Genomic DNA, 14,154 nt, shown 5'->3' with positions numbered 1-14,154 from the left:
TGGGTATCTTTTACTCGAAAAACGCCATTTTCCGGCTAAGCATTCAAAATAGCGGTACGCTTGTCCGAGATACAAACGCGCGCAGATACTTTTTTAACGTCGTTTTTTGATAGTTCGGGAAACAAAGCTTCAAGTTCTCGTTCCGTCTCGATGGCCCCAGTTTCCGCGACCCCGGGCAGGTAACTTTCGCTCCAAAGCCCATCGCTGCAGACAATTTCGTGGTGGTCGAACATGATATGAAAATATTCGATATCGCCTGACATTTCATCCGCGATAACAGAGTGATCATTTGCCAGCTTAGCGGCAGGCACCAAAATTTCGGCCTCGCCGAATAGCAATTCCGCTCGCCAGCCAGTGACCAGCACCCGATGCTGCGGCGACAGATAAATGTCGCGACTTGGCTGTCCGGCGCCTATTGCGTCTTGTTTGATAAGTACGGGCAGAAATTTCGGGTTTTTGACAAGCGCGGCGCGCGGGAGCCGTGCGCGCCCCACCCAACGGACCTTCTGAGGGCCAGAGTCCAGCGTGTCCACTAGATCGCCTGCGCAAATATCCTCAACAGCTATGGTGCCCTTGGGCGTACTGATCATGCAACCGCGCGTAAAGCACGGAGGCGAGGCAAGAGTCGTGTAGGGCACAGATGGTCCCTCTTGTGCAGAGATGACGGTGAGAGGCTCACCAATCGGCGGGAAACCCCCGACACCGCCGACAAATGCAAGCCCCTCGACGGTAGCAAAGGAGGCAACGCCCACTTCATTGATGTTGAAGGCCACTAACGTGTACTGGGTGCCCGTAGAATCTTCGACAAGCAGCGTATACTCCGCCTCTACCCGCAGCCCATCGGCATATGGGACCCCGTCATAGACCTGTGCCCCGCTCAGGGATTGGGTATCGCTTGAATCTTGGAAATTTCCATCCGAATCAAAGACATCAACTGTTTGCCAGTCGTTATTGTCAAGCGTGATGGTTTCACCGATCAAATGGGACCCATCCCCTTGGGTAAGACCCGAAAGCTGTGCGCCATTCGAAATTGTAATATTTGAGGCTTCTAGCGTATAGACTGTTTCAACTGGCATTGGCTTCTTCACTTAAACTTAGGGCAACAGTATAGTTGTTACCCTTGAGATTAAATGAACAAACGCGCGCACACCATCATCGGCCGGTTATTGCTGCTCAGGCACCAAAATCTCGCGCTTACCGACGTGGTTAGCTGAACTCACAACGCCTTCGTCTTCCATCTGCTCAACCAAGCGCGCGGCCTTATTGTAGCCGATGGCGAGCTTGCGTTGGATGTAGGACGTTGAACACTTGCGGTCTTTGATCACAATCGCCACGGCAGTATCATAAAGCGCGTTTTCAGTGTCAGACCCGTCACCAAGCCCAAGCACCAGATCAATGCTGCTGCCTTGATCATCAGGTGGGCCTTCGACAACGCCAGACATGTATTCCGGCGGACCAAAGCCTTTGAGATGGTTCACGATTTCTTCGACTTCTTCATCGCTCACGAATGGCCCATGCACGCGCGTAATCTTAGACCCACCCGCCATATAAAGCATGTCACCCATACCCAAGAGCTGTTCAGCACCCATTTCACCAAGGATCGTGCGGCTGTCGATTTTTGACGTCACTTGGAACGAAATCCGCGTTGGGAAGTTCGCCTTGATCGTGCCAGTGATCACGTCCACAGATGGACGCTGTGTCGCCATGATCAGGTGAATCCCCGACGCCCGCGCCATCTGCGCAAGCCGTTGAATGCAGGCTTCGATTTCTTTGCCGGCCACCATCATCAGGTCAGCCATCTCATCGACGATCACGACGATATACGGCAGCACCTCTGGCGTGGATTCTTCGGTTTCAAAGATCGGATCGCCAGTTTCATCGTCAAACCCGGTCTGCACGGTGCGGCTGAACATTTCATTCTTGGACAGCGCATCTTTGACGCGACCATTGTAACCGTCGATGTTGCGCACGCCCATCTTGGACATCTTGCGATAGCGTTCTTCCATCTCGCCGACGACCCATTTCAGGGCAACAACTGCCTTTTTCGGGTCAGTCACAACAGGCGACAACAGATGCGGGATGCCGTCATAAACAGACAATTCCAGCATCTTAGGATCGATCATGATCATCCGGCATTCTTCGGGTGTCAGTTTGTAAAGCAGCGACAAGATCATCGTGTTGATCGCCACCGATTTACCAGACCCCGTGGTCCCCGCAATCAGCAGGTGGGGCATCTTCGCAAGATTCGCGACAATCGGCTCTCCGCCAATATCTTTCCCAAGCGCAAGCGGTAGCTTTTGATTGCCATCGCCAAAGTCACGGTGTGACAGGATTTCGCGCAAGACAACTTTCTCGCGGTTTTCATTGGGCAGTTCGATCCCGATCACTGTCCGGCCTGGCACGGTTGAAACCCGTGCGGCCAGCGCAGACATGGATCGTGCAATATCGTCGGCGAGCCCGATGACGCGTGACGCTTTCAAACCCGGAGCCGGCTCAAGCTCATACATGGTGACAACAGGGCCGGGGCGCACAGATGTGATCTCACCTTTGACGCCATAATCATCCAGAACGCTTTCCAACATGCGGGCGTTCTGTTCCAGCGCATCATCGCTCAGGTGATGCCGCTGGATGTCAATCGGGTTCATCAGCAAGTTGAGCGGCGGATGCTCATAATCGGCATATTTGTCGTCGAAGGCCAGCGCAGGCTGTGCTTCGGCCTTAGCTTGGCGCGACGGCTGCGACACACGCTTTGGCGGATGCTGCACAACGGCGCGCGGTTCCGGCGTCGGAGCAACCGGCACATGCGCAGGCGGAATAGGCATATGCGGTGCGGCAACATAAGGCGCCGCGTCCATCATTGGGTTTGACGTGTCATCATCATCAAGCTCGGGCATCGGTTCAAGATCAGCAATCGGCGCGCGCTCCAAGATCCGTGTTACCTCTGGTTCTGCCTCTGGCATCGACAAGGACGCAACAGGCGCTACTACCGCGGGCGTAAGTTCTGCGACTGTCTCAACACTTGGTTCTTGACGGTCAGCAAAAACAAGCGGACGCGGGCCACGTCCCGCCGTCAACGCAGGTTCAATCCGCACGCCAGTTGGTGACGGTGGAATTTCACGCGCTTTGATAGCATTCGCGATCCGGCTGGTGACGCGTTCTGAATCCGTGGCCAATGGCGCAATCGGTGCAATCGGTGCGGGTGTGACCAATTCAGGCTCTGGCATCGTGTCGTTGCGTTTCAACAAACCGGACAGAAAGCTGCCACCGGTGGGCTGGGTCGGCGTTTCCACGGTTTCCGGCGCGGCCTCGGGAATATCCAATGTACGTGAGGCGGTCAGCGGTGGAGCTGGCGGCATTTTCGGTGCATCGCCAGTCAGCCGTGGTTCTGCAACGGGCATCACCGGGCGGGCGCGAACGACGGCAGCAGCGCGCGCTTTGAAATCTGGTGTGGGGGCAACGGGAACCTCGTCCTCGATCAGATCTTCCGTGCCTTCGTCGAAATCAACGGCGCGGCGCTCTGCGGCGCTCGCCCGGTAAGCCTGAATATTCGCGTTCATTCCTTGCGCCGCCTGCGCAGAAAGCACGGCCCCTTTACCAACCATTTTCAACAGGCCAGCATAAAGCATCACAGTACCAAGGACGAGAAACCGACCAGCGACACGCAGTTCAGGGCGGGTAAACCCCAGCGCAAACGCCATCAACGCAACCAGTCCAAGCGCCGTCAAGAAAGACAGGAATTTCACACCAAAGACCGCACCGAACGGCACGATTGTTAAAATAACGCCCAGAACCGTATCACCAAACAACCCACCAAGGCCAAAGTTTGCAGGCCAATCGACACCGGGTGTCAACGTCGCGGCATAGACAGCGGCCACAACAATCGCGACAGGCGCAAAGATAATGCGCCCAATCGCGCGGTCTTGGCCGTGATGCAGTACAAACCGGGCACCCCAAGCCATCAACAGCACAGGCACAACCCAAACACCAAGCCCCAAAACCATCATCAACGGTGCCGCAATTGACGCACCGAAATGGCCAAGCCAGTTTTGCACGGGCGCATCAGTTGCTGAAATCCAGCTCGGGTCATCCGGCGAATAACTTCCCACGATCAAGGCAATCAACAGCCCTGCCAGACCAAGGCCCAGACCCACCAATTCTTTGCTACGCTTTTCAAGCGCCGCTTGCGTTGCGCTGTCCAAAAGTGGATCGCGCTGCCGTGTTTGATATGATGCCATCTTTACTATCCTCAACCGTACAAACAGTCGTGGATTAACGTCAATCCACGCTGCAATTCGTCTTCATGGGCCACCATCGCGACCCGAATATATCCTGTGCCGGGGTTCTCACCTGCGGCATCGCGACTTAGATACGCGCCGGGCAAAACCCGCACGCCTGTGTCTTGCCAGAGTTTCAGCGCGGCGGCCTCGCCATCTTTGACTGGGAGCCAAAGGAAAAAGCCCGCTTGCGGCGATAGATATCCCGGCAAGTCGCCAAAAATCTGGTCAGCAATCTCGTATTTACGGCGATAGAGCGCACGATTTTCAACCACATGCACTTCGTCCGCCCAAACTTTTGCAGATACCGCCTGTAATGGGCCAGACAGCGGCGCGCCCGCAAAGGCACGCAATTGTCTTATCCGCGCGATAGATTTCACACCACCCGCGCAAAATCCTGACCGCAAGCCGGGCAGGTTTGACCGCTTTGACAACGAGTGGAAAATCACCACGCGGTCCGGGTCTGCGCCCATTTCGGTTGCGATCTGCAGCGCACCGGGTGGCGGTGTGTCACGGTAAATCTCGGAATAACACTCATCCGCGAAAATGATGAAATCATGTTTCTCGGCCAAAGTGATCAGCGCACGCCAGTAAGTTTCGTCGGCGACAGCGCCTTGCGGGTTCGCTGGCGAACAAATGTAGGCAACCGTTGTACGCGCCAAAACATCGTCAGGCAGCACATGAAAATCCGGCAAATGCCCGGTTGCTTCGGTCGCGGACACGAAAATTGGTTCGGCATCAACGGACAAGGCAGCAACCGCGTAAACCGGATAAAACGGGTTCGGCGTCAGGATGACTGGCGTGCCATTCTTTGTCTCGAGCGAGAGCGCCATCGCAGCGTTATACAAGCCTTCGCGCGTACCATTCAGCGCCAAAATCTGATCATGTGCCACGTCCAGACCGTAACGGCGGTTCAAAAACCCCGCAATTGCGTCAAGCAAATCATCGGTGCCGTTATTGTTTGGGTAGTTCCCGAAACCTTGCAAACTGGCCGCAAGAATATCACCGACAAAATCGGGAAACGCATGGCGCGGTTCGCCAATCGTCATATTGATCACATCTGTTGCCTGCGTTGGCACGTCTAAAAGCGCGCGCAAACGTGGCCACATCGCAACCGGGAGGTTCGAAAACCGCGCGGGGAATACCATAACTGCCTCAATTCACGGGATCATTTCGCCCCGTTTTTTAGCAAACTAGCGCGTTGCCCCCTGCCCTGTCCAGAACAAGCCGCGAATCGAAGTCATATTGTGGTTTTTTCGCCAGTGAAACGGCGGGCATCGCGCCACCCTTAGGGCTGGATGGCGCGATGGTAACAGGTTCTCGCAGATCAGCGGCGGTGCGCCACAACACCCGCGATAACAAGAAGCGCTGCAACCACGACCAACCCGTTCACACCCGGTCCTTGTCCACCGCTTGCAGCGGGTTGGGACGCTGGCGCTGGTGTCGGCATATGTTGGGCTTGGGCCGTCAATGGTGCCGCCACAAGTGCGACAGTCGCCAATACGGCAAATGGTTTTCGAAACATGTTTTCTCTCCGATGTTCAGGATACGTCCGTCCTAAACGTCACGACGACACATTTCCGTCGGCGTTTCAGATCCGATGCTACGCCAGCGCATCCTCTGCCGCCTGACACAGCCGCAACAATGCAGCGTCACCACCACCATGCCCGTTAAACATAATCCCGCAAGATGGCACCCCGGTCGGCAAGGTAATCGACGCCAAACCAAGCAAGTTCGCCACACGCGTATTGCGCAATGCCAGCAGGTTTTCAGTTTTGTAATACTCTTCATCTGATAGCAGCCGGTCTACATTGGGCGGCAGGATCGGTGCCGTCGGCATAATCACCGCATCAAATTGCGCGGTTACCTCCGTGTATTGCTTGCGAATATCGCGCAGCAAGTTCCAGCCCGCCACGAAATCCGCGCCACTCACGGCCTTGCCACCGCGCACGCGCTCTAAAATCTGCGGAAACATCTTTTCGGGGTGCGCCTCGACCAGGTCACGCCACCAACCATAGCTATCCGCACCATAAAGCGCCCCGGCGACGCCATATGCATCGACAAGCGGCGGAAATGCAAAATGTTCAACAATCGCGCCCGCATTTTGCAACCGCTCAACCGCACTTTGGAATGCGGCGCGGGGGGCATCGCGGACATCATCCGGCGCAATCGTATCCAGCACCATCAACCGTTTACCTTTTAGGGTTTCACCACCCAAGTCGACAGGCTTTGCCCCATCCAACGCCGCAAACAGCAACGCCGCATCCTCGACCGACCGGCACAGCGGGCCGACCGTATCAAACGTCAGGCACAACGGCACAACACCGTCCAACGACAGCCTTCCATGCGTGGTTTTCAACGCAACCAAATCATTCCAAGCCGAAGGAATACGCACCGACCCGCCTGTATCAGACCCGATGCCCGCCGCCGCCAATCCAAACGCAACTGACGTCGCCGCCCCAGACGATGACCCACCCGCAACTGCATCATGGTCATTCACACAAGGCGGCGTTGCTGTGATCGGGTTTAGCCCAAGCCCCGAAAACGCGATCTCGGACATATGAGTTTTACCAAGACACACCAGCCCGGCCGCCGTCGCGTTTTGCAACACCAGCGCATCCGTTTCAGGCACCCGGCCTTCCATCAAGGCGGTCCCAGCCTCGGTCGCGACGCCAGCCGTATCAAACAAATCCTTCCAAGACACAGGCACACCATCAAGCGGCCCCCGGCGAAACCCAGATTTAGCCCGTTCTGACGCCGCCGCAGCCTCTGCCCGCGCACGCGCATGCGTCACGCGCGCATAAATGCGATCTCGAAATTCATGCGCATCAATGGCATCCAGATACACTTCGGTCAGGGCCACCGGGTCAATATCCCCCGCCCCAATCGCACGCCCCAAATCAGCCGCCGTCATCCATCGCCAGTCTTGCATGTAAATTCTCCGGTTTTGTTGAATGATTACGCGTCCCTGTATACCTTAGAAAGAAATAATGCCGATCAAAATTCAATACCAAACATAAAACCGGAATTCCCTTACCCAAAATGCGTATTTTTATTCACATTTGCTTACTAATGACCCTCCTGCTCACCGCCAGTTGCACCAAGGTTTACACGTGGAACCAAAAGCTGACCGTCACGGTGCAAACCCCCACCGGGGAAGTCAGCGGGTATAGCGTCACCGAGGTCACAAAAACCCATAGCGACAGCTGGTACGACCTCCCCGAAGCACGCGGCGTGCGTAGCGATGTCCGGGGCGAAGCGGTTGTGGTCGAGGTTACGCCGGGCAAATACCTGTTTGTCTTATTGGACGGCGTGGAAGACCTCGCCTACCAAACGTTTACGCAGTTCCCTTACACGCGCGGCAGCGAGTTCGACCGCTGGGCCAGATCAATTGAACGCCATCGCGGATCAGCCGAAGTGCCGCAGGATGCATATCCCATGATGGTCACATTCAGCGATATCAACGATCCAACCAGCGTGCAGAGGGTCGATCCGAACAACCTGACCACAATCATCGGTGAAGGTTTTATGCTAACTGGGATGGCGTTGGAGATTACGGATGAGGTGGTAACAGCGGATGGAATCACCCAATTGCTGAATTGGTTAATTTCCATTTGGCCAAACAGACTGGATGGCCAACGCTATACGACGGTAAATTCTCAGAATCGCTTTGCCAACTCACTTAGCGCCAATGATTTTTCAACGGAGTTATTCAAGTGACTATTTCACTACATTTGCTTCTACCTTGAACCGACCATATTTTGTTAAGGAACCAACGGAATGAGTATCATATCTCGCACGACGCTTGTCCTGTGCTTGCTGCTGACCGCCAGTTGCAACAAGGTATACACGTGGCACCAAAAACTAACCGTCACCGTGCAAACCCCAACTGGGGAAGTCAGCGGGTATAGCGTCACCGAGATCACAAAAACCCATAGCGACAGCTGGTACGACCTCCCCGAAGCACGCGGCGTGCGTAGCGATGTCCGGGGCGAAGCGGTCGTGGTCGAGGTTGCACCGGGCAAATACCTGTTTGTCTTATTGGACGGCGTGGAAGACCTCGCCTACCACACATTCACGCAGTTCCCCTACACGCGTGGTAGCGAATTCGACCGCTGGGCCAGATCAATTGAACGCCATCGCGGATCAGCCGAAGTGCCGCAGGATGCTTATCCCATGATGGTCACATTCACAGATATTGCAGACCCGACTAGCGTAATTTTGGTCGATCCAGAAACGTTGGCAAACACGTTTGGTGCAGGCTACTCGCTTGCTGAGGTAACTCTTGAAATTACGGATGAAGAAGTGACCACTGGAGTGGTCGAGACAATGTTGTATTGGTGGATGGAAAAACGATCAGGCCCCTACAATGCAATGAGCTCCCTTCAGCTACCAGACGATAGTCCTAGAGGGTGGAAGAATCTCAGCGCGCGGTCATTCTGGTCGCTAGACCTTCTCCAGAAATTCGATGACGGCGTCCAGTGACTGTTTACGACAATTTACCTTACTCACGCCGACCCAAAATGCCCGACGCTTTGCCGACGCAAGTCCGACGTTTCGCCGACACTACATTTCCCAATAAAATAAGACATTAACCCACAATCCGTGCGGGTGCGCAAAAACCACCGTACGGTGGGGCCATGCACCGCATGGACAATCCCGCGCGCGCGGTCATATTACGCCCTATGGATACGGATATCATCATTGTGGGTGGTGGGCTGAATGGGCCTGCTTTGGCACTGGCCGCTGCTCAGGCGGGCTTTGCCGTGACGATCATTGACAGCTTGGCCGTTGATCGGCGCAAGCGCCCTGATTTTGATGGGCGCAGCTATGCGCTCGCGCTGGCATCAAAACGGCTTTTGCAAGGTATTGGTGTCTGGAACACGGTCAGTGACAATGCCCAACCGATGCTTGAGATTAAGGTCACAGACGGGGTCGCTGGCAAAGGGGCCAGCCCATGGATGCTGCACTTTGACCATGCCGAAATCGAAGAAGGCCCGATGGGTTTCATGGTCGAAGATCGCCACCTACGCCACGCGTTTTTGGACGCGATGGCAGCGGAACCTTTGATCACCCAGATGTCGCAAGAAACTGTGGTATCTCAGGATATTGGGCCCGCGTCGGCCAGCGTCACATTGGCGTCAGGCAAGGTCATTACCGGGTCCATCCTCATCGGGTCGGACGGGCGCAGCAGCGGCACCGCCGAACGCGCCGGGATCAAACGCACGGGCTGGGGGTACGGCCAAACCGCCGTGGTCTGCGCAGTCTCCCACGAAAAACCACACGGCGGCATTGCGCATCAATTCTTTATGCCTGCTGGCCCACTGGCGATCTTGCCGCTGACCGAAAATCGTAGCTCGATTGTCTGGAGCGAAACCGACGCGCGCGCCACGGAACTGGCTGCGATGGACGACGCGGATTTCCTGGATGCCTTGCGCCCAGCCTTTGGCAGTTTTCTCGGGCAAATCAGCCTGACAGGCGCGCGGTTCAACTACCCCCTTGGGCTGACCCTCGCCAATAGTTTTATCGGTGATCGCATGGCTCTGATCGGGGACGCAGCCCACGGGATGCACCCGATTGCGGGGCAAGGGTTGAACGCAGGGCTGCGCGATGTCGCCGCACTGGCCGAAGTCCTGTCCGACGCCCGCGCACGCGGCGAAGACATCGGCGGACCGCAAGTTTTGCAGCGCTACCAGCAATGGCGCAGGTTCGACACAGCGACGCTCGCGCTGGCCACCGACACGTTCAACAGGTTGTTTTCGAACGATAACCCAGTCCTGCGCGGGTTGCGTGACATTGGCATGGGCGTGGTCAACGGAATGCCCGGCCTGCGGCGTAGTTTCATCCGCGAGGCCGCAGGGCTATCGGGTGATTTGCCGAAATTAATGCAGGGGTAGCGCCGTGGCATACGATATCATCGATTTGCCTGAAGCAAACCGACGGCTAGAACAGCTGCTCATCGGGAATTGGGTAATCGGGTTTACGACTGGCGATACCTGGACGCTGCGGTTAGGAAGAAATAACTATTATCTTCATTTCAATGGAATGTTTTCTAAAAAGATAAAACCCTTAGTGAAGACCTTACAGACAGACCATCCGGACCTAATGGATCGTTCAGATCAAGATGGCATTGCTTGGGCTACGATATGGGCAGCCATGATTTATCGACCAATCATCTCGGCAACGATAAATGCCGAGACCGAGATAGCACTTAGGTTCGAAGGCGGCACCGACATCATTATTACAACAGATACTGAAATCATCGACTGGCAATGGAGCATCGGTAAGGAGAATAAGATTCCTTACATGACGAAAGCAGATATCGCCTGTTTTGAGCGTGGTAAGATTACTGGCTGATCAGTTCCATAGCGCACTCTCAATCCAGCTTACGCGCCTCATCGACCAGCATCACCGGAATACCGTTGCGGATGGGAAACGCGAGGTGCGCGTTTTTTGACACCAGTTCTTGTTTTTTCGCGTCATATTCCAGCGTGGTTTGGGTCATTGGGCAAACCAAAGCCTCAAGCATTTTGGGGTCAAATTCTGTTTCGGTCATTGTAAAATCTCATCGCCTGATCCGCCACGCAGGGCGAATTGGATTAATGTTATCAGGGTTTCGCGGCGCGTCGTCAGCGACGGTGCTTCAAGCAGGGCTTGTTTATCTTCAGGATCAAACGGGCAAAGCATCGCAAGCGAATTAATCAGCAATTCATCATCCGCATCGCCCAAACTATCCCAATCGGTCGATAGGCTCTTATCCTCAAAAAAGCGGCCAAGCATCTTAAGGAATGGCGCGCGGTCAAAACCGGGATCCTTTTCAGCGACCCCAAGATCACGATCAAAGCCAGCCCAATTCACATTACAGCGGCGATACGGCGTGAAGCTGTCCAGTTCTTGGGTAATCCGAAACCGCGATACACCTGTTAGCGTGATCATATAGCGTCCGTCATCGGTTTCCGAGAACGAGGTAACTCGCCCCGCGCAGCCAATCATGTGTAACCCATTGCTGTTTTCAGGGCGTGCATAGGGTTGGATCATTCCGATCAACCGATGCGATGTTTTCAGTACATCATCCAACATCGCCAGATATCGTGGCTCAAACACTTGCAACGGCAGGCGCGCACGCGGCAATAGCAGCGCCCCCGGTAGCGGGAACACTGGCACAACATCTGGCAGGTCAGCGATTGGTATCATGACAGATAGCCTAAGCCGATCCGACGCCTATGCAAATATCAATGATGATAATTTGCGCCGCCCGTTCAGAACAATTGGATCTTTTGCATCCCGCGCATCGAAAATCGTGAACAACTGCGCCTTAGCCGCGCCGTCATTCCATTCACGATCACGGCGGAACAATTCCAATAGCTGGTCAATGGCCGCTTCGACATCGCCATTGGCATGTAGCGCGATCGCCAAATCAAGCCGCGCCTGATGATTGTCCGGGTCAGATTCGATTGCAGCCTGCAATTCAGTCACAGGTCCCGCATTCGCAGCCTCGCGCGCAAGTGTGATTTGCGCGTGTACCGCCTCGAGAAGTGGATCCGTTGAGATTTCAGCAGGGGCGCCGTTTAAAATGGCCTCGGCCTGATCGATATCGTCCAGCGCAAGATAAGCCCGCACAAGCCCTGCATAGGCAGGTGCGCTATTGGGTTCTTCTTGCAAGATCGCGGCAAAGGTTTCGGCGGCGTCAGCAACCGCACCTTCTTCAAGCATCTGTTCTGCGGCTTCAATCGCCGCTGACAGCCCTTCGGCCTCTGGATCGCCTGCAAGTGCTGTTATTTTTTCGACAAATGCGTCAATCTCTGAGGGTGGCAGCGCGCCTTGGAAGCCGTCAACAGGGCGCCCTTGGTGGAAGGCATAAACTGTCGGGATCGATTGCACCTGCAATTGCCCGGCATAGGCTTGGTTCGCGTCCACGTCGATCTTGACCAGTTTGACCCGGCCACCGGCCTTGGTCACGGCGGCCTCGATCGCAGGGCCCAGCGTTTTACACGGGCCACACCAAGGTGCCCAGAAATCCACAATCACGGGAACGGTTTGTGAGGCTTCAATAACGTCGGCAGCAAATGAGGCGTCAGTTGCGTCTTTGATCAGATCAGCAGAGGCTTGTGGTGTCGCGTCCAGTTCCAGCATGGTCCGTCTCCTTATTCAAATTCCATGCATATATGTGCGTTCTGACGCGCTAGGCCAAGGGGGAATGACACTTTACCGCAACGCGTCACCCACTTAGCTTGTGGGTATGGAAAAAACAGTGGCCAATTGCGCGGATGGAAACCCCAAGAAACCACGGCTCGCTGCGATAGCGGTGGTTTTGCGCGGCGACCAAATTTTGCTGGCCAAGCGCAAGAACGCACCGGATGCGGGGCTGTGGGGGTTTCCGGGTGGGCATGTTGATTTTGGCGAAACGGCATTGGACGCGGCCGCACGCGAATTGCTTGAGGAAACCGGTGTTGTGGCGACCCCTGACCGCTACATTACGAACCTAGATATTATCGTGCGCGACACTAATGGAACAATCACCCATCATTTTTTGCTAGCTTCTGTCTTGTGTCACTACGTATCGGGCACCCCATCCGCATCGGACGACGTCAGTGACGCGCGTTGGTTTGACGTCGAAACCATCGCATCTTTAGAAACAAGCGCCGACGTGGCGCAAATCATCGCGCAGGCACAGGCCATCTATTCAGGGTCTGGGATCTGTTCAACAACACCCACAATCGGCCCCAGTTGAAACCCAAAGTCAGAGCGCCGCAGATCAGGCGCATAGAGACGTGACACCTTACCGTCGAAATATAATGCATCAGGGGTTTGTAAAAAATCGCGGAAAAAGCTGCCAAATTCGTGAAATGTGACTGCATTGTTTGAAATCGCAAATATCACGCGCGCGCCATCCGCAGTTGTTCCCACCCCGTTGCGGACATAACGCGATGTGCTGTCTATCAGGAACCGCGGGTGTAGCGCCCCGGCAATCACCAGCATTGGGCCAGATTGCGTGGCATCGCGACAGGCGGGCGCGTTTTCTATAAAATCCAAGGTCTCGTAGACTTGGGCGGACCCATCATTGACGCAAAACACACCGTTGGGCAGCAGCCCAAAATTGCCGGGCCCCGCATTTGGCACGATACGCATCTCTTCAACACCGTTTTCGACATAATGCCCAACGGGCGCACGGTCGTCGTGATACATGCCAGCGTTCATCGCAAAGACGAGGACTTCGTCGGGAATGAAATTATCCACAGCCGCAAAACCGCCCAGAACATCACCACTCTCATCCCGCAGGAATAAACGCAGGTCTTCTGACGCGGCATCGACTTCACAAGTGGTGTAGCTATTCCCGGCATAATCCACATTGGTGCAGGTCACCGCACCCGCAGGGGCAGCCAACCAAACCAAGGCAAATACAGCCCAGCGCATTAGTCGTCGATGTCCTGACGCACATGGCTTTCCGCCAACAGCGCGCGGGTCGCGTCCATTTGATCAAAGGTGCCGTCGATTTCGAACCGCAGCTCGGGCGCGAATTTCATCGTCCCGCCCTTTACCACCAAATGGCGAATTTCATAACGGTTGCGGCGCATCGCGGCGAGCGCCTCTTCCTTACCATCGCCACCCAACGGCAGAATAAACGCCGTTGCAATGCTGAGATCCGGGGTCATCCGTACCTCACCCACGGTAATGGACATGCGGTTCAATTCAGGGTCATGCACGTCACCGCGTTGCAGGACCTCAGACAGGATTCGGCGAAACTGTTCGCCCACGCGCAACATACGTTGTGTGGGTGCCTTGCCGTCGCGATTTGATTTCTTAGCCATACCCCACATTTAGGCCTGTTCTGCAGCAATGCCAAGCAAGGCTTTGCACAGACGGCGATCCCCAGCTAAGA

General features: G+C 55.3%; 15 protein-coding genes. 5 read left to right on the top strand and 10 right to left on the bottom strand.

Translation table 11 applies throughout. The annotated features are described in order from the left end of the window. Window positions 1-35: 35 nt before the first annotated feature. The 5 genes from DS901_RS00665 to DS901_RS00645 all read right to left on the bottom strand — a co-directional run bounded on the left by DS901_RS00665 (window position 36) and on the right by DS901_RS00645 (window position 7,206). Window positions 36-1,076 (bottom strand): Hint domain-containing protein, encoded by a 1,041-nt coding sequence (locus DS901_RS00665; protein ID WP_113775000.1) that lies wholly within the window; start codon window positions 1,074-1,076, stop codon window positions 36-38. Window positions 1,077-1,163: 87 nt separating this feature from the next. Then, window positions 1,164-4,235, bottom strand: coding sequence for a DNA translocase FtsK (locus DS901_RS00660; protein ID WP_113774999.1), 3,072 nt, complete (start codon window positions 4,233-4,235; stop codon window positions 1,164-1,166). 11 nt (window positions 4,236-4,246) lie between these two features. Continuing rightward, a complete protein-coding gene (locus DS901_RS00655; RefSeq protein ID WP_113774998.1) occupies window positions 4,247-5,422 on the bottom strand; it encodes an aminotransferase class I/II-fold pyridoxal phosphate-dependent enzyme in 1,176 nt (391 codons plus the stop codon). 179 nt (window positions 5,423-5,601) lie between these two features. After that, window positions 5,602-5,799 (bottom strand): hypothetical protein, encoded by a 198-nt coding sequence (locus tag DS901_RS00650; RefSeq protein ID WP_113774997.1) that lies wholly within the window; start codon window positions 5,797-5,799, stop codon window positions 5,602-5,604. A gap of 78 nt (window positions 5,800-5,877) precedes the next feature. Next, complete coding sequence (locus DS901_RS00645; protein ID WP_113774996.1) at window positions 5,878-7,206, bottom strand: amidase; 1,329 nt, start codon at window positions 7,204-7,206, stop codon at window positions 5,878-5,880. 110 nt (window positions 7,207-7,316) lie between these two features. On the opposite strand from DS901_RS00645, the gene DS901_RS00640 reads away from it, so the two are divergent. The 4 genes from DS901_RS00640 (at window position 7,317) to DS901_RS00625 (ending at window position 10,631) form a co-directional block, all read left to right on the top strand. Further along, window positions 7,317-7,994 carry a hypothetical protein gene (locus DS901_RS00640; RefSeq protein ID WP_147249819.1) on the top strand — a complete coding sequence of 226 codons (678 nt, stop codon included), beginning with the start codon at window positions 7,317-7,319 and terminating at the stop codon, window positions 7,992-7,994. A gap of 60 nt (window positions 7,995-8,054) precedes the next feature. After that, the gene (locus DS901_RS00635) at window positions 8,055-8,759 is read left to right on the top strand and encodes a hypothetical protein (RefSeq protein ID WP_113774994.1); all 705 of its coding nucleotides are present in this window, start codon (window positions 8,055-8,057) and stop codon (window positions 8,757-8,759) included. Window positions 8,760-8,923: 164 nt separating this feature from the next. Next, window positions 8,924-10,171 carry a UbiH/UbiF/VisC/COQ6 family ubiquinone biosynthesis hydroxylase gene (locus DS901_RS00630; protein ID WP_113774993.1) on the top strand — a complete coding sequence of 416 codons (1,248 nt, stop codon included), beginning with the start codon at window positions 8,924-8,926 and terminating at the stop codon, window positions 10,169-10,171. A gap of 4 nt (window positions 10,172-10,175) precedes the next feature. Beyond that, window positions 10,176-10,631 carry a hypothetical protein gene (locus DS901_RS00625; protein WP_113774992.1) on the top strand — a complete coding sequence of 152 codons (456 nt, stop codon included), beginning with the start codon at window positions 10,176-10,178 and terminating at the stop codon, window positions 10,629-10,631. Between the two features lie 19 nt (window positions 10,632-10,650). On the opposite strand, the gene DS901_RS00620 is transcribed toward DS901_RS00625, so the two are convergent. The 3 genes from DS901_RS00620 to DS901_RS00610 are packed head-to-tail and all read right to left on the bottom strand — an operon-like array spanning window position 10,651 to window position 12,407. After that, complete coding sequence (locus DS901_RS00620) at window positions 10,651-10,830, bottom strand: Trm112 family protein (RefSeq protein ID WP_113774991.1); 180 nt, start codon at window positions 10,828-10,830, stop codon at window positions 10,651-10,653. Further along, window positions 10,827-11,468 carry an LON peptidase substrate-binding domain-containing protein gene (locus tag DS901_RS00615; RefSeq protein WP_113774990.1) on the bottom strand — a complete coding sequence of 214 codons (642 nt, stop codon included), beginning with the start codon at window positions 11,466-11,468 and terminating at the stop codon, window positions 10,827-10,829. The genes DS901_RS00620 and DS901_RS00615 overlap by 4 nt, the downstream gene beginning before the upstream one ends. A gap of 27 nt (window positions 11,469-11,495) precedes the next feature. Next, on the bottom strand, window positions 11,496-12,407 hold the full coding sequence (locus tag DS901_RS00610; RefSeq protein WP_113774989.1) for a thioredoxin family protein: 912 nt from the start codon (window positions 12,405-12,407) through the stop codon (window positions 11,496-11,498). A gap of 106 nt (window positions 12,408-12,513) precedes the next feature. Here DS901_RS00610 and DS901_RS00605 point away from each other — a divergent pair, with 106 nt between their 5' ends. Continuing rightward, entirely contained in the window at window positions 12,514-13,005 is a 492-nt protein-coding gene (locus DS901_RS00605; RefSeq protein ID WP_113774988.1) for an NUDIX hydrolase, read from the top strand. On the opposite strand, the gene DS901_RS00600 is transcribed toward DS901_RS00605, so the two are convergent. Together DS901_RS00600 and rbfA are read right to left on the bottom strand one after the other, a co-directional pair. Then, window positions 12,954-13,688, bottom strand: a complete 735-nt coding sequence (locus tag DS901_RS00600) for a phosphodiester glycosidase family protein (RefSeq protein WP_113774987.1) — start codon at window positions 13,686-13,688, stop codon at window positions 12,954-12,956. The two genes, DS901_RS00605 and DS901_RS00600, sit on opposite strands and share 52 nt — an antisense overlap. Then, on the bottom strand, window positions 13,688-14,083 hold the full coding sequence (rbfA, locus tag DS901_RS00595; RefSeq protein ID WP_113774986.1) for a 30S ribosome-binding factor RbfA: 396 nt from the start codon (window positions 14,081-14,083) through the stop codon (window positions 13,688-13,690). Before rbfA ends, DS901_RS00600 begins: the two co-directional genes overlap by 1 nt. Window positions 14,084-14,154: the final 71 nt, after the last annotated feature.

Origin of the sequence: Loktanella sp. D2R18 (assembly GCF_003318235.1) — a bacterium.
Lineage (GTDB): Bacteria > Pseudomonadota > Alphaproteobacteria > Rhodobacterales > Rhodobacteraceae > Yoonia.
This window is presented reverse-complemented; position numbering and strand designations above follow the sequence as displayed.

What these genes read in the sequence shown, in the direction of transcription:
- DS901_RS00665 (WP_113775000.1), bottom strand. Translation starts at nt 1,076, where the DNA reads ATGCCAGTTGAAACAGTCTATACGCTAGAAGCCTCAAATATTACAATT.
- DS901_RS00660 (WP_113774999.1), bottom strand. Translation starts at nt 4,235, where the DNA reads ATGGCATCATATCAAACACGGCAGCGCGATCCACTTTTGGACAGCGCA.
- DS901_RS00655 (WP_113774998.1), bottom strand. Translation starts at nt 5,422, where the DNA reads ATGGTATTCCCCGCGCGGTTTTCGAACCTCCCGGTTGCGATGTGGCCA.
- DS901_RS00650 (WP_113774997.1), bottom strand. Translation starts at nt 5,799, where the DNA reads ATGTTTCGAAAACCATTTGCCGTATTGGCGACTGTCGCACTTGTGGCG.
- DS901_RS00645 (WP_113774996.1), bottom strand. Translation starts at nt 7,206, where the DNA reads ATGCAAGACTGGCGATGGATGACGGCGGCTGATTTGGGGCGTGCGATT.
- DS901_RS00640 (WP_147249819.1), top strand. Translation starts at nt 7,317, where the DNA reads ATGCGTATTTTTATTCACATTTGCTTACTAATGACCCTCCTGCTCACC.
- DS901_RS00635 (WP_113774994.1), top strand. Translation starts at nt 8,055, where the DNA reads ATGAGTATCATATCTCGCACGACGCTTGTCCTGTGCTTGCTGCTGACC.
- DS901_RS00630 (WP_113774993.1), top strand. Translation starts at nt 8,924, where the DNA reads ATGGACAATCCCGCGCGCGCGGTCATATTACGCCCTATGGATACGGAT.
- DS901_RS00620 (WP_113774991.1), bottom strand. Translation starts at nt 10,830, where the DNA reads ATGACCGAAACAGAATTTGACCCCAAAATGCTTGAGGCTTTGGTTTGC.
- DS901_RS00615 (WP_113774990.1), bottom strand. Translation starts at nt 11,468, where the DNA reads ATGATACCAATCGCTGACCTGCCAGATGTTGTGCCAGTGTTCCCGCTA.
- DS901_RS00610 (WP_113774989.1), bottom strand. Translation starts at nt 12,407, where the DNA reads ATGCTGGAACTGGACGCGACACCACAAGCCTCTGCTGATCTGATCAAA.
- DS901_RS00605 (WP_113774988.1), top strand. Translation starts at nt 12,514, where the DNA reads ATGGAAAAAACAGTGGCCAATTGCGCGGATGGAAACCCCAAGAAACCA.
- DS901_RS00600 (WP_113774987.1), bottom strand. Translation starts at nt 13,688, where the DNA reads ATGCGCTGGGCTGTATTTGCCTTGGTTTGGTTGGCTGCCCCTGCGGGT.
- rbfA (WP_113774986.1), bottom strand. Translation starts at nt 14,083, where the DNA reads ATGGCTAAGAAATCAAATCGCGACGGCAAGGCACCCACACAACGTATG.